This is a genomic window from Pseudomonas sp. GM80, from assembly GCF_000282515.1.
In the GTDB taxonomy this organism is placed as follows: Bacteria; Pseudomonadota; Gammaproteobacteria; order Pseudomonadales; family Pseudomonadaceae; genus Aquipseudomonas.
Genome location: NZ_AKJD01000172.1, coordinates 1 through 19,210, shown reverse-complemented (window position 1 = coordinate 19,210; position 19,210 = coordinate 1). Strand labels below are relative to the sequence as shown.

18 protein-coding genes and 1 pseudogene are annotated in these 19,210 nt (G+C 58.8%); 8 read left to right on the top strand and 11 right to left on the bottom strand.

The window, feature by feature from the left end:
- Positions 1 to 77: 77 nt before the first annotated feature.
- Positions 78 to 940 (bottom strand): annotated as a pseudogene (locus PMI37_RS24065) (DMT family transporter).
- Between the two features lie 495 nt (positions 941 to 1,435).
- Here PMI37_RS24065 and PMI37_RS24060 point away from each other — a divergent pair.
- Positions 1,436 to 1,936, top strand: a complete 501-nt coding sequence (locus PMI37_RS24060; protein ID WP_008085933.1) for a hypothetical protein — start codon at positions 1,436 to 1,438, stop codon at positions 1,934 to 1,936.
- Entirely contained in the window at positions 1,933 to 2,136 is a 204-nt protein-coding gene (locus tag PMI37_RS31505) for a hypothetical protein (protein ID WP_238552730.1), read from the top strand. Before PMI37_RS24060 ends, PMI37_RS31505 begins: the two co-directional genes overlap by 4 nt.
- A gap of 80 nt (positions 2,137 to 2,216) precedes the next feature.
- Here the strand turns inward: PMI37_RS31505 and PMI37_RS24055 are convergent, their stop codons facing one another.
- The 3 genes from PMI37_RS24055 to cysK all read right to left on the bottom strand — a co-directional run bounded on the left by PMI37_RS24055 (position 2,217) and on the right by cysK (position 5,775).
- Positions 2,217 to 3,449, bottom strand: coding sequence for a TerD family protein (locus PMI37_RS24055; protein ID WP_008085929.1), 1,233 nt, complete (start codon positions 3,447 to 3,449; stop codon positions 2,217 to 2,219).
- Between the two features lie 174 nt (positions 3,450 to 3,623).
- Entirely contained in the window at positions 3,624 to 4,562 is a 939-nt protein-coding gene (locus tag PMI37_RS24050) for an aspartyl/asparaginyl beta-hydroxylase domain-containing protein (protein ID WP_008085928.1), read from the bottom strand.
- A 238-nt stretch (positions 4,563 to 4,800) separates the two neighbouring features.
- Entirely contained in the window at positions 4,801 to 5,775 is a 975-nt protein-coding gene (gene cysK, locus PMI37_RS24045; RefSeq protein WP_008085926.1) for a cysteine synthase A, read from the bottom strand.
- 128 nt (positions 5,776 to 5,903) lie between these two features.
- Here cysK and PMI37_RS24040 point away from each other — a divergent pair, with 128 nt between their 5' ends.
- The 3 genes from PMI37_RS24040 to PMI37_RS24030 all read left to right on the top strand — a co-directional run bounded on the left by PMI37_RS24040 (position 5,904) and on the right by PMI37_RS24030 (position 9,220).
- Positions 5,904 to 6,980, top strand: a complete 1,077-nt coding sequence (locus PMI37_RS24040; RefSeq protein WP_008085924.1) for a DUF748 domain-containing protein — start codon at positions 5,904 to 5,906, stop codon at positions 6,978 to 6,980.
- 203 nt (positions 6,981 to 7,183) lie between these two features.
- Positions 7,184 to 8,029: an AAA family ATPase gene (locus PMI37_RS24035; protein ID WP_008085923.1), complete on the top strand. Its 846-nt coding sequence runs from the start codon at positions 7,184 to 7,186 to the stop codon at positions 8,027 to 8,029.
- Between the two features lie 12 nt (positions 8,030 to 8,041).
- A complete protein-coding gene (locus PMI37_RS24030; protein WP_008085921.1) occupies positions 8,042 to 9,220 on the top strand; it encodes a vWA domain-containing protein in 1,179 nt (392 codons plus the stop codon).
- Between the two features lie 117 nt (positions 9,221 to 9,337).
- Here PMI37_RS24030 and PMI37_RS24025 read toward each other — a convergent pair whose 3' ends face one another.
- The 4 genes from PMI37_RS24025 to PMI37_RS24010 all read right to left on the bottom strand — a co-directional run bounded on the left by PMI37_RS24025 (position 9,338) and on the right by PMI37_RS24010 (position 13,059).
- Positions 9,338 to 10,261, bottom strand: coding sequence for a biotin-dependent carboxyltransferase family protein (locus PMI37_RS24025; protein WP_008085919.1), 924 nt, complete (start codon positions 10,259 to 10,261; stop codon positions 9,338 to 9,340).
- Positions 10,258 to 10,962, bottom strand: a complete 705-nt coding sequence (gene pxpB / locus PMI37_RS24020) for a 5-oxoprolinase subunit PxpB (protein WP_008085916.1) — start codon at positions 10,960 to 10,962, stop codon at positions 10,258 to 10,260. Before pxpB ends, PMI37_RS24025 begins: the two co-directional genes overlap by 4 nt.
- Positions 10,959 to 11,711 (bottom strand): 5-oxoprolinase subunit PxpA, encoded by a 753-nt coding sequence (locus PMI37_RS24015; RefSeq protein ID WP_008085913.1) that lies wholly within the window; start codon positions 11,709 to 11,711, stop codon positions 10,959 to 10,961. The genes pxpB and PMI37_RS24015 overlap by 4 nt, the downstream gene beginning before the upstream one ends.
- Positions 11,712 to 11,772: 61 nt before the next feature.
- Positions 11,773 to 13,059, bottom strand: a complete 1,287-nt coding sequence (locus tag PMI37_RS24010; protein ID WP_008085912.1) for an MFS transporter — start codon at positions 13,057 to 13,059, stop codon at positions 11,773 to 11,775.
- Positions 13,060 to 13,218: 159 nt separating this feature from the next.
- On the opposite strand from PMI37_RS24010, the gene PMI37_RS24005 reads away from it, so the two are divergent.
- Positions 13,219 to 14,133: a LysR family transcriptional regulator gene (locus tag PMI37_RS24005; protein WP_008085910.1), complete on the top strand. Its 915-nt coding sequence runs from the start codon at positions 13,219 to 13,221 to the stop codon at positions 14,131 to 14,133.
- Positions 14,134 to 14,301: 168 nt separating this feature from the next.
- On the opposite strand, the gene PMI37_RS24000 is transcribed toward PMI37_RS24005, so the two are convergent.
- Genes PMI37_RS24000 through PMI37_RS23990 form a run of 3 tightly spaced genes read right to left on the bottom strand, consistent with a single transcriptional unit; the run spans position 14,302 to position 16,148 of the window.
- Positions 14,302 to 14,844 (bottom strand): DUF2937 family protein, encoded by a 543-nt coding sequence (locus tag PMI37_RS24000; protein WP_008085908.1) that lies wholly within the window; start codon positions 14,842 to 14,844, stop codon positions 14,302 to 14,304.
- Positions 14,845 to 14,857: 13 nt separating this feature from the next.
- Complete coding sequence (locus PMI37_RS23995; protein ID WP_008085906.1) at positions 14,858 to 15,634, bottom strand: class II glutamine amidotransferase; 777 nt, start codon at positions 15,632 to 15,634, stop codon at positions 14,858 to 14,860.
- A gap of 16 nt (positions 15,635 to 15,650) precedes the next feature.
- Positions 15,651 to 16,148: a hypothetical protein gene (locus PMI37_RS23990; protein WP_008085905.1), complete on the bottom strand. Its 498-nt coding sequence runs from the start codon at positions 16,146 to 16,148 to the stop codon at positions 15,651 to 15,653.
- A 226-nt stretch (positions 16,149 to 16,374) separates the two neighbouring features.
- Here PMI37_RS23990 and PMI37_RS23985 point away from each other — a divergent pair, with 226 nt between their 5' ends.
- A complete protein-coding gene (locus tag PMI37_RS23985; protein WP_008085902.1) occupies positions 16,375 to 18,429 on the top strand; it encodes a S9 family peptidase in 2,055 nt (684 codons plus the stop codon).
- 202 nt (positions 18,430 to 18,631) lie between these two features.
- Positions 18,632 to 19,105, top strand: coding sequence for a Crp/Fnr family transcriptional regulator (locus PMI37_RS23980; protein WP_008085900.1), 474 nt, complete (start codon positions 18,632 to 18,634; stop codon positions 19,103 to 19,105).
- The last annotated feature ends 105 nt before the right edge of the window (positions 19,106 to 19,210 follow it).

Genomic DNA, 19,210 nt, shown 5'->3' with positions numbered 1-19,210 from the left:
GCTGCGATCTTTTGATGTTGTTTTTAACCACAAGATCAACAGATCGCAGCCTGCGGCAGCTCCTACAGGGGTTGGGGTTACTTGGGTTTACGGAATACGAATGCCAGACCGATGATGATCAACAGCATCCCCAGCACACTCAGTCCCGCCAGACGATTGCCGAAAATCAGGTAATCCATCACCGCGGTCACCGCCGGGACCAGATAGAACAGGCTGGTGACGTTCACCAGATTGCCCCGCGCAATCAGGCGATAAAGCAGCAGTGTCGCCAGCACCGAGACCACCAGCCCCATCCACAACACCGGCACGATAAAACCGGTGCTGTGCTCAAAGTGGAATGGTTGGAACGGCACAAAAATCCCGCACAACAACAGCCCCGCCAGATACTGCACCGGCAACGTGCCGAGCGGATTGTCGGTGATGCGTTTCTGCATGATCGAACCGAGGGTCATGCTCGCCAGCGCCAGCAGTCCGAAGAGCATCCCGTCCAGGACATCCCGGCCAGGCCGATGCCCTGGTAAACCACCATGATCAGCCCCGCCAGCCCCAGCGCCAGCCCGAACATCCGGCTCGCCGAGCGCTGCCGCTCCATCAACACAACGGTGAGAATCGGCTGCACGCCCATGATGGTTGCCATCACCCCCGGCGTGACTTTGCTGTTCAGCGCCAGCAAATAGAAAATCTGATAGGCCCCGAGCAACACCACGCCGGTGGCAATCGCATACAGCATCGGCCGGCCAGTCTTGGGCAACTTCAGCCTGAGTAACGGCGCCAGCAGCACCAGCCCGCACAGGGCGATCGCAAAGCGGATCAGCAGAAAGGCAAATGGCGAAGCGTGAGCCAGGCCCCATTTGGAGAAGATCGCCCCGCTGCTCCACAGCAGAACGAACAGGCTCGTGGACGCCGCCGCGAGCGCGGATTTTTTCGAAAGGACAAACATGAATACCACCTGTAGTCAGGCAAAAAGCCAACTCAGCCGAAGCTGAAGTTCAGTAGGTTTTTTCAGGCGGGCACAGGGGTCAGCAAAAAACGCCGATCAGCCCGAAACGCCAACACCGGGCGGTGATACGACTGCGCACACCGGCGTGCTACTGACAGGTGGGGGGTAATGACTGATCTGCTGTGGCTGCTGATTCCCGCACGGCACGACGCCAGCGTTGACCGCTGAATCGACTACCGCGTTGATGTGGGATGCAGGCATGAGTGCAGATCTTTTTTGAGGTTGAGGTGAGTGAACCGACTGGCTCACGAGGGCTGAATATAACCAGCCAGGGACACAGATTGCAATGACTTGGGCAAAGGGCCGGTAGCGACAGCTGGGTGGGAGGTGAATAGGCTGGGTTGCAAGGCGATGCCCGACTATGGGGGGACAGGGAATGTACGAAATCACATGCCAAGGGAAAGAACTCAACTTCGATATCAGCTGTACAGATCAATGGCTAGAAAACAGGCAAGTAGCAGTATTGCTCTACTCCAGCATCAACTGGAACGAGAAAAACGTGCCGTCACCGATTTGTCGAAGGTACGCTTCGAACCCATCGACACTCTTGCAGTGAATGCCTCGTTACGCTGGGAGACACCGCAATTCTGTTGGCGTGAAGTCATGACATGGAAAGCTCGCGAGCCGCTGTCACTGGACTTTTCGATCTGGTTTGAAGATGAGTTGTGTGGGCTGTGTTTCGCAAATCCGAACAACAGTCGCAGGAGAATTCGAATCGTTCGTCTGGAGGGGCGTTCGGGAGAGGCTCACCCACTGAAAAACCGAATTGGAACGCTGGCACTGATCGTGATTGAACAGTACGCGCGGATCATCGGCAGTGAGGTACTAGAGGTTCAGGAACCTTTGGTGGGTGCAATTTCCCATTATCAAGAACTTGGCTTCCGCTTTGATGCACAGGGATGCCTTGTCAAAAACGTAGGGAACCGCGTATCGTGAAAACTGCTCAATTAATGATCAGCACTGGTGAAAACGTGAACAAGCCGGTTAAAAAGTCATCCATCAGACCAGGCGGACCTTTAAGCGCCAAAAAAGATGCCGATGTCAGGCTGACTGCCAGTCAACAGCGACTACTGCAAATCCTTATAACGGGTACCGAAACCAAAGAGCCCAACGTACTCGCAGCAGGTCGTCTGTAAATACTCTGGTGATAAACCGCTCCACTGGAGCGGTTTATATGTGGCTACATTCAGTCTCAGCGACAAGTCATCCCTGGCACTCAGACGTAATGTTTACTACCGCTGTTCTCCGGCGGATAGCCTTTGAACACCTCAGGCCCGTCCATGGTCAGCACCAGCTTGTCGCCCCGGCGTGTGAGCCACGGGGTCGCTTCGCTCGTGCTCTCTGATGTGATGCCGGAGGGACTCAGTTCAATGTGATCAAGGTCGATCTCGATCAAACCGATCACGTAGGTGTAGACCGTGCTGCTGAATTCATCGTCCTGGAATTCGAAAGCGCACTCGACAACCTGATTGCCGTACTCCATGCGCATTTTCGGTTTCAGCGAAGCCACCGAGACGGCGCCGTTGTCCAGCGCAGAATAGACACTGCAAACCAACGCAACCTTGCCACCCATTTGCTGGGAGATGGCCGGGTTGATGTCGACTGTTTCGATGGCCGGTGCCGAATCGCTGGCGCTGACCACGTCGCCAGTGTGGAACACGAAAGGATCGATATCGAAGGCGCCACTCTTGTCCGGCGCCTGGATGAAGGACATTCGGCCATCGGGGCGCAGAATGCCGATCCGGAGGTCGAGATCGTCATTGTCGTCATCATCGCCGTTATCCACCCAGGTCGCGCTGACGCGGATGACTTTCGGTGCCGACGGGCCTTTTTCCAGGGAGACCTTGTGGCTGGTGCCCGGTTTGTCGAGGGTGATCAGTGACTTGGTAATGTTCACCGGTTTGGCAGCGGGAGCCGCTGGCGCTTCTTCTTCAACATCCACCCCGTAGAGGCCGCACAGCCCGGCCAGTCCCGAGGCAAAACCCTGCCATACCGAACGCGCCTTGCACTGGCCGTTTCGCACGTACAGATCGAGCACGATAATGCCCGTTTCCTGGGTGAAACTACCCGGCGCGAGCTCCAGAACCTGATCGCCGACGACCACTTGGGCGCGCAGGTCCTTTACAGCGGCAAAACCACCACTGCCATCCTGAGTCAGGGTGATGGCGATCTTGGTGATACCCGCCGGCATGCGCGAAAGATCAAAACCGATGCGGTGGCTGACAATGCCGCTCTGTGTGACCGGTGCGATGAACATGGCGGCGCCGGACGCATGTTCCGGTGCGTTGAAAAACACCATGTCGCTGTCACTGGTGACCTTGCCGGCCTCAGTGACGAGAAACGCCGTGAGGTTCACGTCCAGATTGTCGCCTGCGGCATGAGTGACCACGACGTGCCCATTGGGCAGGTCCAGGGAGGTGTTTTCGCCAGGCTTGAGGGATTGATTCAAGGGGAGTCGCCTATTCCATGGGGTGTATGGCAGCACACTGCGGGTGCTGCGCCTTCATTGAGAGCTTGCGCGTGAGAGTTTAACGGCTGGCAGATGGCAGTGGTGCGTTGTAACAGTTTTGACCCGCATAAAAAAACCGCTCATTTAGAGCGGTTCCTTTAAACGAGACCGACTTTACCCAAACAGCCAATAGCCCAACAACGTCAGTACCACAACGGCCAATACCGGACGCATGATGCGGTAGGCCTTGGGGTTGCGACGCTTCCACTGTTTGACCACTGCGCTGAACTTGTCGCTGAAGTTCTTGCTCCAGGCGTAAGCCTGGTTGATCCCGCCGACGCGTTCATCATCGAGGTTCTGCGGTGCGGTCGCACGGCCGAGCCAGGCGCTGATGGTTCGGTTGATGCGGGTCATGAAACGGTTGCTCAGCGGTCGCTCGACGTCGCAGAACAGAATCACCCGGGTCTTTTCGGTTTCGTTCTTCACCCAGTGCACGTAAGTCTCGTCGAACATCACGTCTTCACCGTCGCGCCAGGCGTAGACCTGACCGTCGACGAAGATCCGGCAATCGTCGGAGTTGGGTGTCGACAGACCGAGGTGATAGCGCAAGGAGCCGGCAAACGGATCGCGGTGTGGGTTGAGATGACTACCGCCCGGCAACAGCGCGAACATGGCGCCCTTGACGTTGGGAATCGCACTGACCAGCGCCACGGTTTTCGGGCACAGGGTTTCGGCCGACGGCAGCGGTTTGTCGTACCACTTGAGGTAGAAACGCTTCCAGCCCTTTTTGAAGAACGACCCGAAACCGGCGTCATTGTTCTTCTCGGCGGCGCGGATGTAGCCCTCGTCGAACAGGTGCATGGCTTCGTCGCGAATGGTTTCCCAGTTATCGCGAAGTACGTCCAGCTCCGGGAATTTGCTGCGATCCAGGTAAGGCTTGGACGGCACGCCGGAAAACATGTACATCAAAGCGTTGTACGGGGCGAACAGCGCCGAATGGTTGACGAACTGACGCAGTACCGGCAAACGCGCCTTGCCGCGCAAATGCACATAGAGCGTGCTGCCCATAAACAGCAACAGCACAAACGCCTTGGCGGCAAACGAAAAGGTCATCAACAACTCCTTGAATAAAGACAACGCTGCACAATGCCATTTACCCGGCATGGCAGCCGGCCATGATAAACACTACCGGCTTCGGGAAAAACCCGCTTCAGCCAAGATTCAGTGTTAAGGATTGCGCAACAAAGCGCTTATTATCATAACGATCCTGAACCTTGGCTGACCTGAATCATGAAGATCAAAAGATCGCAGCCTGCGGCAGCTCCTACAGGGACGGATTGCAGGCTGCGACTTATTGCTGGGTCTCCTGCTCGGTGAACAGGTCGCTGAACAACATGCTCGACAGATAACGCTCGCCCGAGTCCGGCAGAATCACGACGATGGTCTTGCCCTGCATTTCCGGGGTTTCTGCCAGACGCACGGCCACGGCCATCGCTGCGCCACAGGAAATCCCGCAGAGAATGCCTTCTTCCTGCATCAGGCGCAGGGCCATGGCTTTGGACTCTTCGTCAGTCACCAACTCAACCCGATCCACCATCGACAGATCGAGGTTTTTCGGCACAAAACCGGCACCAATGCCCTGAATCTTGTGCGGGCTAGGCTTGATCTCTTCACCGGCCAGCGCCTGGGTGATCACTGGAGAGGACACCGGCTCCACGGCCACGGAAAGAATCGGTTTGCCCTGGGTATTCTTGATATACCGCGAAACGCCAGTGATGGTTCCGCCGGTGCCGACACCCGCCACCAACACGTCGACAGCGCCGTCGGTGTCGTTCCAGATTTCCGGGCCGGTAGTCTTTTCATGAATCGCCGGGTTGGCCGGGTTATCGAACTGCGCCGGCATGAAGTATTTATCGACATCGCTGGCGACGATTTCAGCGGCCTTCTCGATCGCGCCCTTCATGCCCTTGGCTGGCTCGGTCAGCACCAGTTCAGCGCCCAAGGCCTTGAGCACTTTGCGGCGCTCGATGCTCATGGAAGCCGGCATGGTCAGCATCAACTTGTAACCGCGAGCGGCGGCCACAAACGCCAGACCGATACCGGTATTACCCGAGGTCGGCTCGACGATGGTCATGCCCGGCTTGAGTTTGCCGCTGCTTTCGGCGTCCCAGATCATGTTGGCGCCGATCCGGCACTTGACCGAATAACCGGGGTTGCGCCCCTCGATCTTGGCCAGAATGGTCACGCCACGCGGCGCAATACGGTTGATCTGCACCAGCGGTGTGTTACCGATGGAATGGGCGTTGTCGGCAAAAATACGGCTCATGGCTGGGTCCTTATGCAGCGTTGAATTCAGCGCTCCAAGGTATGCCTGTTGCCCAGCACAGTCCAGTCAGGGCGAACGTCTGCAACACACAGTAGTCAATCGCTTTACATCGTTCGGGAATTGTCACCATGAAACGTCGCTACAGCTGGCCGTTATGGACTTTTGCGGGAATCGTCGTGCTGCTGATCGCACTGCACATCGCCCTGCCTTACGTGGTACGCGACTACCTGAACGACAAACTGGCGAATATGGGCGATTACCGTGGCCAGATCACCGATGTTGACCTGGCGTGGTGGCGCGGCGCCTACAAAATCAACGGTCTGAAGATCGTCAAAGTCGACGGCAAAGTACCGGTGCCGTTCGTCAATGCGCCGTTGATCGACCTTTCAGTCAGTTGGCACTCGCTGTGGTACGACCATGCCGTCGTCGCTCAAGTGAAGTTCTTCAAACCTGAAATCAACTTCGTCGACGGTGGCGCCAACAAACAGAATTCCCAAACCGGTCAAGGCACCGACTGGCGTGAGCAGTTGGGCAAATTGTTGCCAATCACCCTCGACGAAGTGCAGATCAACGACGGTCGTATCAGTTTCCGCAACTTCAATTCCAAACCGCCCGTGAACATGAATGCCACTGACGTCAACGCGAGCATCTACAACCTGACCAACGTGGTCGACAAGGAAGGTAAACGCGACGCCCGTTTCGAAGGCAAAGCCTTGCTACTCGGCCACGCGCCGCTGGAAACCACCGCCACCTTCGATCCGTTGAGCAATTTCGAAGACTTCGAATTCCGCCTGCGTGCCAAAGACATCGAACTCAAAAGCATGAATGACTTCGCCTCGGCCTACGGCAAGTTCGATTTCAATGCCGGCCACGGTGACGTGGTCATCGAAGCCAAAGCCAAAAAGGCGCAAGTCAACGGCTACATCAAACCGCTGTTGCGCGACGTAGAAGTCTTCAACTGGCAGCAGGACGTGGAAAACAAGAACAAAAGCATCTTCCGCTCCGTCTGGGAAGCGCTGGTCGGCGGCACGGAAACCGTGCTGAAGAATCAGGCAAAAAACCAGTTCGCGACCAAGGTTGAGCTGAGCGGCAATGTACATCAGCAAAATATCAGCGCGTTTGAAGCGTTTTTGCAGATTTTGCGTAATGGCTTTGTTCAGGCATTCAATGCGCGGTATGAGCGGCCTAAACCGGATGCGGGTTAGGTTAGTTCACATTAGGGGCTGCTTCGCAGCCCGTCGGGGATAAATCCCCTCACCACAGGTGAGTCAACATGTGACGCCCCATTCAGAGACTGAATAAGCCGTCTGCGTTCACAGTCGACCGGCCTGCGCGTTATAGTCGGGCATCCGATTATTTCGCCCCCGCCCTGCCCGTCAGGTCGGCGTTACCGTTCGAGGATTAGCAGATGAAGTTCGAAGGCACCCAGGCCTACGTCGCCACCGATGACCTGAAGCTGGCGGTCAACGCCGCCATCACCCTGGAGCGGCCGCTGCTGGTCAAGGGCGAGCCGGGCACCGGCAAGACCATGCTCGCCGAGCAACTGGCCGAATCGTTCAATGCCAAGCTGATCACCTGGCACATCAAATCCACCACCAAAGCCCATCAGGGCTTGTACGAGTACGATGCGGTCAGCCGCCTGCGCGACTCGCAGCTGGGCACTGAAAAAGTCCACGACGTGCGCAACTACCTGAAGAAAGGCAAGCTGTGGGAGGCTTTCGAGTCCGAGGAGCGGGTCATTCTGCTGATCGACGAAATCGACAAGGCCGACATCGAGTTCCCCAACGACCTGCTGCAAGAACTCGACAAAATGGAGTTCTACGTTTACGAGATCGACGAGACCATCAAGGCCAAGAAGCGCCCGATCATCATCATTACTTCGAACAACGAGAAAGAGTTGCCGGACGCCTTCCTGCGCCGCTGCTTCTTCCATTACATCGCCTTCCCCGACCGCACCACCCTGCAGAAAATCGTCGACGTGCATTACCCCGACATCAAGAAGGATCTGGTCAGCGAAGCGCTGGACGTGTTCTTCGATGTGCGCAAGGTGCCGGGCCTGAAGAAGAAGCCGTCGACCTCCGAGCTGGTCGATTGGCTGAAACTGCTGATGGCCGACAATATTGGCGAAGCCGTGCTGCGCGAACGCGATCCGACCAAGGCCATTCCGCCGCTGGCCGGTGCCTTGGTGAAGAACGAACAGGACGTGCAACTGCTTGAGCGTCTGGCGTTCATGAGCCGTCGCGGTTCTCGCTAAGAGGCTGATGCCATGTTGCTCAACCTGTTCAATGAAATGCGTGCCGCCAAGGTGCCGGTGTCGGTGCGCGAGCTGCTCGACCTGATCAACGCGCTGAAACAGCGCGTGACCTTCGCCGACATGGACGAGTTCTATTACTTGTCGCGGGCGATTCTGGTGAAGGACGAACGTCATTTCGACAAATTCGACCGTGCGTTCGGCGCCTACTTCAATGGCCTCGAAAAGCTCGACGATCATTTACAGGCACTGATTCCCGAAGACTGGCTGCGCAAGGAATTCGAACGCTCGCTGAGCGACGAGGAACGCGCGCAGATCCAGTCCCTCGGCGGTCTCGACAAGCTGATCGAAGAGTTCAAGAAGCGTCTGGAAGAACAGAAGGAACGTCACGCCGGCGGCAACAAGTGGATTGGCACCGGCGGCACCAGCCCGTTCGGTTCCGGCGGTTTCAACCCGGAAGGCATTCGGGTGGGCGATGCCGGCAAGCGCCAGGGCAAAGCGGTAAAGGTCTGGGATCAGCGCGAATACAAGAACCTCGATGACTCGGTGGAACTGGGCACGCGCAACATCAAGGTTGCGCTGCGTCGACTGCGTAAATTTGCTCGCCAGGGCGCGGCGGAAGAACTTGATATCGACGGCACCATCGACCACACCGCTCGCGACGCCGGATTGCTGAATATCCAGATGCGCCCGGAGCGCCGCAACACGGTGAAGCTGTTGTTGCTGTTCGATATCGGCGGCTCGATGGACGCCCACGTGAAGATCTGCGAGGAGCTGTTCTCGGCCTGTAAGACCGAGTTCAAGCATCTGGAGTACTTCTACTTCCACAACTTCGTTTATGAGTCGGTGTGGAAGAACAACATGCGCCGCACTTCCGAGCGCACCTCGACGCAGGATCTGCTGCACAAGTACGGCGCTGACTATAAGGTGATTTTCATTGGTGACGCAGCGATGGCGCCGTATGAAATCACCCAGGCTGGCGGCAGTGTCGAGCACTGGAACGAAGAGCCGGGTTATGTGTGGATGCAGCGGTTCATGGAGAAGTACAAGAAGCTCATCTGGATTAACCCGTATCCGAAAGATACGTGGGGGTATACCTCGTCGACCAATATCGTGAGGGATTTGATCGAGGATCAGATGTATCCGTTGACGCTGCGCGGTTTGGAAGAAGGGATGCGGTTTTTGTCCAAGTGATCTGCTGCGTCTGTACTGACGCCATCGCGGGCAAGCCCGCTCCCACAGGTATCGGTGGTGTACATAAATTTCGTGTACAACTCGGACACTGTGGGAGCTGGCTTGCCCGCGATGCTTTTAGCTATTTCTGAAGCGCTGCAGATATTTGATGTGCTCGCGATGCGCAACGTCTTGCACCACCGGCCGCAACCGCACCTGCGCCCCCGGCAGGCACTGCGCCAACCGCGCCAACGCCAACGGCGTTAATGCCCCCAACCGTGGATAGCCACCAATCGTCTGCCGATCATTGAGCAACACAATCGGCTGCCCGTCCGGTGGCACCTGCACCGCGCCCAACGGAATCCCCTCGGAAATCATCGGCTGGCCTTGATATTCCAACGCCTTGCCGAGCAAACGAATGCCCATGCGATCCGCGCGACTGTCCAGCGTCCACGCACTGTTAAACACATCAAACAGACTCTGTCCGCTGAACTGACCGATCTGTGCGCCGAGCACCAGATCCAGCGGCGCATTCGATTTCAGATCCGGCCATAAATCCACAGGCACCTCGCGAACACACAGCGATTCCCCGTGGTAACTCAGCGTCGAACCCTTGGCCAATGGCAACCCCATGCCATCGAGCCCGCCGAGTTCTTCGCGCACAACCGTCGCGCTACTGCCCAATACCTTCGGCGCCTCGAAACCGCCGGGCGCGGCCAGATAAGCCCGGGCGCCAAGCAGCGGCTGCGTGAACTGCAATTTTTGTCCTTTGCCCAATTTGAAACTGCGCCACGGCGCCAACGGCTGACCATCAACCTGCGCGCCAAGATCCGCCCCGGCCAGCGCCAGCAAGCAATCCTCTTCAGCCAACACGGTAAAGCCGCCGAGGGTGATTTCGATCACCGGCACATCCAGCCCATTGCCCAGCAGCCAATTGGCCCAACTCATGGAATTCCAGTCCGCCGCGCCGCCCTGGGTCACGCCCAGATGCCGCACGCCAAACCGCCCGGCGTCTTGCAACAGGCACAGCGGCGTACTCGCCTCAATCGTCAGTCGGCTCATGCCTGCGCCTCCAATGGCGTGTCGTCGCCGCCCAGGCGGATGAATTCGGCGTGGCTGACCGCCTCGAAACGCACAGTGTCGCCGGGTTGCATCAGGCTGTAGCCGTCGCGATGACGATCAAACAGTTTCGCTGGCGTGCGACCGATCAGGCTCCAGCCACCGGGAGACACGACCGGATAGGCTGCCGTTTGCCGTTCAGCAATACCGACGCTGCCAGCCGCGACTTTCTTGCGCGGGGTGTTCAAGCGTGGCGCTGCGAGGATTTCTTCGACCAGCCCCATGAAGGCAAAGCCGGGCGCAAAACCGAGAGCGAACACCTGATATTCGCGGCCGCTGTGGCGACGGATCACCTCCTCCAGCGCCAGCCCGCTGCGCGCAGCCAGCAAGCTCAACTCTGGCCCGACGCTCAAGTCATACCAGACCGGCAGCACATGACACTGACCGGCGGATCGTGAATTCGGCGAGAGATCAATCAGCGCCTCAGCGATCAATTCCCGCGCCTGATTCGGGCTCAAAACCGTCAAATCGTAATGCACCATCAACGTCGTGTATGACGGCACCAGATCGATCAATTGCGCGCCAAACACCGTACGCAAACGCTCACTGGCAGCGAGCATCCACGGCATGTTGGCCTCAGCGATTTCATCGAACAGGCGCAGCATCAGGCAATCCAGTGCCACCACTTCAATCCTTGGGTTCATTGCGCGTCCTGCTGATTCAAGGCCTCGCGAATACGCTGCACGGCGGCCACCGAACTGGCGTTGTCGCCGTGTACGCAGAGGGTATTGGCATGCAGGCGCAAGGCGCTGCCATCGCTGGCGTTGAGATTTTCGCCACGGGCGATGGTCAGCGCTTGCTCGATGATTTTTTCAGGCTCGTGATGCACCGCACCCGGCAGTTGTCGCGAGACCAGTTTGCCGGCGCTGTCATAGGCGCGGTCGGCGAAGGCTTCGAACCACAACGTCACGCCGTACTCATCGCCGATCTGCTGCGCGGCCGAATTGTCGCGAGTGGCCATCAACATCAGCGGCAGGCTGCGATCGTAATCTGCTACGGCCTGAATCACCGCACGCAGTTGTGCCGGGTTGGCCATCATGTCGTTGTACATCGCGCCGTGAGGTTTGACATAACTGACCCGTCCGCCCTGCGCCTTGCAAATACCGTCGAGGGCGCCGATCTGGTAATGCAGGATGTCTTGCAGCTCTTGCGCGGAATACGCCATGGAACGGCGACCGAAACCGGCCAGATCCTGATAGGCCGGATGCGCACCAATCTTTACGCCGTGGCTCAAGGCCAGGCTGACGGTCTTGCGCATGATGCTCGGGTCACCGGCATGGAAGCCGCAGGCGACGTTGGCGCAATCGATGAAGGGCATGACCTCGGCATCCAGACCCATGGTCCAGCTGCCGAAGCTCTCGCCGATGTCGCAATTCAATAGCAGGCGGCTCACGGTGAACACTCCTGTAGGGCTTGTCTTTTTATCTGTAGGACTTTACGACGCAGATTATCAGTTACTGCGTATCGAGTTGCTTGCCACGGGTTTCCGGCAGGCTCAACGCCGCGATAATCACTACGCCGTAAGACACTGCAGCAAAGGCACCAATACCGACGCTCAATGGCACGGTCTGGCTAAGCAAACCGATCAGCAGCGGAAACAATGCCGCCAGCGCCCGCCCGATGTTGTAGCAAAAGCCCTGCCCCGAACCGCGAATCCGTGTTGGAAACAACTCAGTGAGAAACGCGCCCATGCCGCTGAAGATCCCCGAGGCAAAGAAGCCCAGCGGAAAGCCCAGCCACAGCATCACGCCGTTACTCACCGGCAATTGCGTATAGAGCAGCACGATGGTGAATGAGCCGACCGCGAACAGGATGAAATTCTTTTTGCGGCCGAGCAGATCGGTCAGGTAAGCGCTGATCACGTAGCCAACGTAAGAGCCGACAATCACCATTGCCAGATAGCCGCCGGTGCCGAGTACGCTCAAGCCGCGTTCGTTCTTGAGGAAGGTCGGCAGCCACGAAGTGATGGCGTAATAACCGCCCAAAGCTCCCGTGGTCAGCAGCGAAGCGCGGAACGTGGTGAAGAGCATGCCCGGCGCGAAAATCTCGTAGAACTTCGATTGATTCTCCGGCGTTTGTTGGGCTTTAGCTTCACGATAGATCTCCGGATCCTTGACCAGACGGCGGACGAAAATCACGAAAATCGCTGGCACGATGCCGAGGATGAACAGCGCGCGCCAGGCGTCTTCCGGCGGCAGCACCGAGAACAGCAGCGCATACAGAATCGCCGTCAGCCCCCAACCCAGCGCCCAACCGGATTGCACCATGCCCACCGCTTTGCCGCGATCCTTGGCGCGGATCACCTCGCCGATCAGCACCGCGCCGGCCGTCCATTCGCCGCCGAAACCGAAGCCCATCAAGGTGCGGGCGATCAGCAATTGTTCGTAGTTTTGCGCGAAGCCGCAGAGGAAGGTGAAGAAGGCGAACCACAGCACCGTCAATTGCAGGGTGCGCACGCGGCCGATGCGGTCGGAGAGAATCCCGGCGACCCAACCGCCAATCGCTGAAGCAATCAGCGTGCTGGTATGAATCAGCCCGGCCTCGCCGGTGGTGATGCCCCACATCGCAATCAGCGTCGGCACGACGAAGCTGAGCATCTGCGTGTCCATGCCGTCCAGACCGTAGCCGATCTTGCAGCTCCAGAACGTGCGGCGCTCCTGCTGGTTGATGTTGCGATACCAGTCGAACGGCCCCGGACGCGCCGGTGCCGAGGATGCTTCTAGGGTGTCGGGAGCACTCATGGCTTATCTCCGCAGGTTTTTTATTGGTCTTGTTCGCAGCCCCGACGACGCCTATCGTGGGGACCGGATGCGTCGATTTTTCGTCGCCCGGCCCTTGCGCGTCCAACGAATAAAAACCCGCCTTAGGCATAAGAAAAATTTGTCACCCGAGCCTTGCCCATGAACCTGAAGTTTCTCGAGACCTTTGTCTGGGTCGCCCGCCTGAAGAGCTTTCGCCTGACCGCCGACAAGCTGTTCACCACCCAGGCGTCGATTTCGAGCCGCATTGCGGTGCTGGAGGGCGAGCTGGGGGTTAAGCTGTTTCTGCGCGATTCGCGCGGTGTCAGCCTGACGCCCGAAGGCCTGAAAGTGCTGGAATATGCCGAGCAGATGCTCGACACCATGTCGGCGCTCAAGCAGTCGATCGAAACCCGCTCAAGCAAGGTCGGCCGCGTGCGCATCGGCGTGATGGACACGGTGATCCACACTTGGCTGAGCCCGTTGGTGGCGCAGATGACCGATCTGTATCCACGGGTGGAAATCGAGCTGGTGGCGGATACCTCGCTGAACCTCTGCGATCAGCTGCAAAAAGGCTTTCTTGATCTGATTCTGCAAACCGATCTGGTGCGCCATGAAAGCGTGCGCAGTCTGGAGTTGGCCAGCCATCCGCTGGGCTGGATCGTCGCCACTAATTCGATCTACAACCGCGATTACGCCGACCTCGCTGAATTGGCGCAGGAGCGGATTATCACCTACTCGAAAAACTCCCGGCCGCATCAAGACCTTGTGGCGTTGATGCAGGCGAACGGCGTGCTGGCACCGCGCTTGAACTGCGTGAATTCGGTGTCGGCGATCACACGGTTGTTGCGCGATGGTTTTGGTATTGGCGTGCTGCCGCCGGTGCTGGTAGCGGAAGAATTGGCGCGGGGGGAACTGACCTTGCTGGCCATTGATCAGCGGCCGCCGGACTTGCAGGTGGTGGTGTCGTGGCGGGTGGGGGTTGAGTGGGTCGAGGAGATTGTGACGTTGTGTCAGCAGGTGTTGGCGGGGTATGCGCAAAAGGTCGGCAAGGACTACATCACCCTCACCGTCTGAACACACCTTTGTGGTGAGGGGATTTATCCCCGACCGGCTGCGCAGCAGTCGTAATCCAACCATCGCGGTCTTTCTGAAACACCGAGTCTCATGGTTTTGGGGCTGCTTCGCAGCCCATCGGGGATAAATCCCCTCGCCACAAAATCCCTTTAGCCACAAAGTTGGTGATCAGAGGCCGCGCACGTCGCGGTCTTCGATCGGGCGGCTCTGGCGCAAGCGGCGGCCACCGAGCACCACCCAGTCGATCAGGCGGAACAGGCACTCAATGCCGAAGGACAGCAGCAACGCCCCGCTCATGCCCCAGATCATCGCTTCCGGGGTCAGCAGAATCTGGTAGCTGTAGCCGTTCCAGGTTTCCTTGCGAATGTCCGGATCCGCCGCCAGCACTACTTGCAGGAAGCGGATGTACCACGGGCCCTGCATCGCCTGGAACTGTTTATCCAACGCGAGCTGACGATCGAGCAAGGTGCTCAGGCTGTCGGCATCGCTGCGAAACACCGGGTCTTCGCTGGCGCGGTAATGCGCCACCAGCGCCTGTATATCGCCCTTGAAGAACTGCTCGGCGGTGCCCTGGAACCCGCGCAAACCAGTCTGCGCTTCAATCAGATGCGCTTCGACCCGTTTCGCGTAATCGTTGATAAACCCCGGCACCTGGACACCGATCAACAGGCCCGCCGCAAACAACACCAGCCGTAGATAACTGAGCAACATCGGGGATAGATCCTTATTCGGTCTTGCCCTGGCTGACGCATTCGCCGCGTCGCCACAGGCTCCATTGGCCCGGTTCGTAGCGGGTCCAGGTTTCGTTTTCGGTTAACGGTTCGGTGGCAATCACCGTCACTACGTCGTTGGGCGTGGTTTCGGCCTGGAAATCGACGATCACGTCGACATCCTTCAGCCGTGCCGGGCCGAACGGTGCGCGCCGGGTGATCTGTGCGAGTTTGGTCGAGCAATAGCAGAACAGCCAGTCGCCATCACTGAGCAGGCAGTTGAATACGCCTTTGCTGCGGTATTCGGCACAGGCAGCGACCAGATCCGGCAGCAGCGCTTCTATATCGACCGGCTCCGGAAAAGCTGCACGTACGCGGTTGAGCAAATCGCAGAACGCCGCCTCGCTGTCGGTATCGCCGACCGGGCGGTAGAAACTTTTGATCGGCGTGAAGTCGGCGAGCTGGCCGTTGTGCGCGAAGCACCAGTTGCGCCCCCACAACTCGCGGACGAACGGGTGGGTGTTGGACAGGCAGACCTTGCCGACGTTGGCCTGGCGGATGTGGCCGATGACCACTTCGCTTTTGATCGGATAACGCTGCACCAGATTGGCGACTTCCGATTCGCAACTCGCTGCCGGATCCTGGAACAGGCGCAAACCGCGGCCTTCATAGAAGGCGATGCCCCAGCCATCGCGGTGCGGGCCGGTACGCCCGCCGCGCTGCATCAGGCCGGTGAAGCTGAACACAATATCGGTCGGCACGTTGGCACTCATGCCCAGTAATTCACACATGTGCGGACTCTCGGGATTACAGACGCGGCTCGACCCGCATGCGCTGCGGATTGTTCGGGACCGGTGGCCGACCGTAGCGGTCATCACCGGCAGCGCCGAACGGTTGATCGTCGTCGCGGTCATCGACACGGGCGGCGGCTTTGGCCGCTTCGGCCTGTTCGCGGCGAGCCTTGGAGGCACGTTCGATCGGGAAGCGGATCAGCACGAAGATCAGGTAGATGCCGAAAGCGATCATGCCGTACATGAACAGATCGGAGACTGCACGCCAGGCGTTGTTGCCGACCTTGAAGGCCAGGTCCAGCGCGGTGATGGCGATGGCCGGCGCAACCTTTTCCTTGACCGGGTCAATGATGGTCGGGCTGAACAGCAACACCGCCATCAACACGCGCAGCGGTTCGCGCAGCCAGCGCCACATCCAGGTAGTCAGGCGCATCCATACCAACAGGCAGCCCACAGCGGCAAAGGCGTAGAGGCCCCAGGCGATCAGATAGTCGTTCTCGGTCATGGTGTCCATGGCAAGGCAGGCAAAGAGGCGCTTATAGTAACGACTTTTCGCCCATCCGGCTTGTCCCAATAGACATGCGACCTGTAGGAGTGAGCCTGCTCGCGATGACGGACAGCCTGACAACATTGATGTTGCATGTGCCGGCCTTATCGCGAGCAGGCTCACTCCTACAGGGTCTGCGGCGGTTTCAAGCGCTGCGAAAACCCCTATTCCGTACATTGTTCGAGAGCCTTCCATGCCCCAATCCGCCAATGCCATCAGTGCCCCGATTGCCCACAAGGCGCCCGGTGCCGACCCGTACGCCTGGCTGCAGGAACGCGACACCGACGCGGTGCTCGATTACCTCAAGGCCGAAAACGCTTACCAAGAAGCGCAAACCGCCGATCAGGCCGAGTTGCGCGAATCTCTGTTCGAAGAGATCAAGGGGCGGATTCTGGAAACCGACCTGTCCCTGCCCTCGCCGTGGGGCTCCTACCTGTATTACACGCGCACCACGGCGGGTGACGAATACGCCCGGCACTATCGCTGCCCGCGCCCGGCCGACGACAGCCTGACCCTCGACGAAAGCCGCGAACAACTGCTGCTCGACCCGAATGAACTGGCCAATGGCGGTTTTTTCTCGCTGGGTGCCTTCAGCATCAGCCCCGACCACCAGCGTCTGGCCTACAGCGTCGACGCCACGGGCGATGAGATTTACACGCTGTTCGTCAAGGAACTGTCCAACGACAAGGTCAGCGAGCTGGAGTTCGAGGACTGCGACGGCAGCATGACCTGGGCCAACGACAGCCTGACGCTGTTCTTCGGCGTGCTCGACGACACCCACCGGCCGCACAAACTGTTGCGTTACCGTCTCGATGGCACTGCCGCTGAAGAGGTCTTCCACGAGGCGGACGGGCGTTTCTTCCTGCATTGCTACCGCGCAAGCTCCGAACAGCAATTGCTGTTGTCGCTGGGCAGCAAGACCACCAGCGAAGTCTGGGTGCTCGACGCCAATCAGCCGCACCTGCCGTTCACCTGCCTGGCGCCACGGGTCGAAGACCACGAATACGACGTCGATCACGGCCTGCTCGATGGCGCGTGGACATGGTTTATCCGCACCAACCGCGACGGCATCAACTACGCCCTGTATCAGGCACCGGACACCGGCATTGCGCCGACCGAAGCCGAGTGGCAGAACCTGATCCCGCACAGCGACACGGTGATGCTCGATGGCGTCAGCCTCAACACCGAGGCGATGACCCTGAGCTTGCGCGAAGGTGGTCTGCCGATCATCGAAGTTCACCCACAAGGCCTGGCGCCTTATCGCGTGCAATTACCGGACGCGGCCTACAGCCTGTATGTGCAAAACAGCCTGGAGTTTGAAAGCGACCGCATTCGTCTGCGCTACGAGGCCTTGAACCGTCCGGCGCAAGTGCGCCAGTTGTTGCTGGCGAGCGGCGAGCAAGCCGTCCTCAAGGAAACCCCGGTGCTCGGTCCGTTCGATGCCGACGCCTACGTCAGCCAGCGCCTGTGGGCGTCGGCGCCGGACGGCACGCTGGTGCCGATCAGCCTGGTGATGAAACGCGAAATGGTCGGCAAGGCCGTACCGCTGTATCTGTACGGTTACGGCGCTTACGGTTCCAGCCTCGATCCGTGGTTCTCCCACGCGCGCCTGAGCCTTTTGGATCGCGGCATGGCCTTTGCCATCGCCCACGTGCGTGGCGGCGGTGAGCTGGGCGAGGCCTGGTATCGCGCCGGCAAGCAGGAACACAAGCACAACACCTTCAGCGATTTCATTGCCTGCGCCGAATTTTTGATCCTCAACGGCATCACCACTGCCGAGACACTGGCGATCAGCGGCGGCAGCGCCGGGGGCTTGCTGATCGGCGCGGTGCTCAACCAGCGTCCGGATCTGTTCGGCGTGGCGATTGCCGAAGTGCCGTTCGTCGACGTGCTCAACACCATGCTCGACCCGGAGTTACCACTGACCGTCACCGAATACGACGAGTGGGGCAACCCTGAAGAGCCAGACGTTTACGAGCGGATCAAGGCTTACGCGCCGTACGAAAACGTCAGTGCGCAGAATTATCCTGCGACGCTGGTAATCGCCGGCTACAACGACAGCCGCGTGCAGTACTGGGAAGCGGCCAAGTGGGTGGCGAAGTTACGCGCGACCAAGACTGACGACAATCTGCTGCTGCTCAAGACTGAACTGGGAGCCGGCCACGGCGGGATGAGCGGGCGTTATCAGGGATTACGTGACGTAGCGCTCGAATACGCATTTGTTTTCAAGGTTTTGGGCATTGCCTGAGGAACTCCACCGGTCACTTGGGTCTTAACTCCAGACCCAAGAGGCCGATACTCACAGATCCCTGTAGGAGCTGCCGAAGGCTGCGATCTTTTGATCTTGCCTTTTAAAAAATCAAAATCAAAAGATCGCAGCCTTCGGCAGCTCCTACATGGGGATTGTGTAATGCCTGGAATCCGTGACAACAGAATAAGACCGTGACGACATGTCAGAACCGACCTTCCTGAACAACGAAATCCGCGACTGGCTGATGGACTGTGGCCTGTTCGATCAATTGCAACTGGCCGACTTTGCGGCCGCTTCCGGCTATTTCAGCATCAGCACCGTGGCTGAAGGCGAGGCGATTTTCCGTGAGGGCGATGCCGGCAGTTTCATGTGCATCCTCCACACCGGTCAGGTCGCCGTGCAGAAAACCGGGCCCGACGGCCAGGTCATCACCATGGCCACCCTGCGCAGCGGTCGGGCCTTTGGCGAAATGGCCGTGCTCGACGGTGAACGCCGTTCGGCTACCTGCATCGCCGCGAGCAACTGTCAGTTGCTCAACCTCGGCAAAGACTCCCTGGAAAAAATGCTCAACGACGCGCCGAAAATCGCCGCGAAGATCATCCGCGCCCTCGCCGTTTCGCTGTCGAAACGCCTGCGCATGGCCGACGGTCAATTAGCGGCGCAACAGGTTTAACCGCCGGGGGATTTTGCCTTGGTGCCGGTCGGCTCAATGCCTTGCACCGGTTGATCCTTGCTCGGCGGGCTGGGCATTTCGATTGGCACCAGCGGCGGGCTGCCA

Excerpts from the sequence above, each read along its gene's own strand:
- PMI37_RS24010 (WP_008085912.1), bottom strand. The coding sequence starts at position 13,059 with ATGAGTGCTCCCGACACCCTAGAAGCATCCTCGGCACCGGCGCGTCCG.
- PMI37_RS24005 (WP_008085910.1), top strand. The coding sequence starts at position 13,219 with ATGAACCTGAAGTTTCTCGAGACCTTTGTCTGGGTCGCCCGCCTGAAG.
- PMI37_RS24035 (WP_008085923.1), top strand. The coding sequence starts at position 7,184 with ATGAAGTTCGAAGGCACCCAGGCCTACGTCGCCACCGATGACCTGAAG.
- PMI37_RS23980 (WP_008085900.1), top strand. The coding sequence starts at position 18,632 with ATGTCAGAACCGACCTTCCTGAACAACGAAATCCGCGACTGGCTGATG.
- pxpB (WP_008085916.1), bottom strand. The coding sequence starts at position 10,962 with ATGAACCCAAGGATTGAAGTGGTGGCACTGGATTGCCTGATGCTGCGC.
- PMI37_RS24040 (WP_008085924.1), top strand. The coding sequence starts at position 5,904 with ATGAAACGTCGCTACAGCTGGCCGTTATGGACTTTTGCGGGAATCGTC.
- cysK (WP_008085926.1), bottom strand. The coding sequence starts at position 5,775 with ATGAGCCGTATTTTTGCCGACAACGCCCATTCCATCGGTAACACACCG.
- PMI37_RS24030 (WP_008085921.1), top strand. The coding sequence starts at position 8,042 with ATGTTGCTCAACCTGTTCAATGAAATGCGTGCCGCCAAGGTGCCGGTG.
- PMI37_RS23995 (WP_008085906.1), bottom strand. The coding sequence starts at position 15,634 with ATGTGTGAATTACTGGGCATGAGTGCCAACGTGCCGACCGATATTGTG.
- PMI37_RS24000 (WP_008085908.1), bottom strand. The coding sequence starts at position 14,844 with ATGTTGCTCAGTTATCTACGGCTGGTGTTGTTTGCGGCGGGCCTGTTG.
- PMI37_RS24050 (WP_008085928.1), bottom strand. The coding sequence starts at position 4,562 with ATGACCTTTTCGTTTGCCGCCAAGGCGTTTGTGCTGTTGCTGTTTATG.
- PMI37_RS23990 (WP_008085905.1), bottom strand. The coding sequence starts at position 16,148 with ATGGACACCATGACCGAGAACGACTATCTGATCGCCTGGGGCCTCTAC.
- PMI37_RS23985 (WP_008085902.1), top strand. The coding sequence starts at position 16,375 with ATGCCCCAATCCGCCAATGCCATCAGTGCCCCGATTGCCCACAAGGCG.
- PMI37_RS24060 (WP_008085933.1), top strand. The coding sequence starts at position 1,436 with ATGGCTAGAAAACAGGCAAGTAGCAGTATTGCTCTACTCCAGCATCAA.
- PMI37_RS24025 (WP_008085919.1), bottom strand. The coding sequence starts at position 10,261 with ATGAGCCGACTGACGATTGAGGCGAGTACGCCGCTGTGCCTGTTGCAA.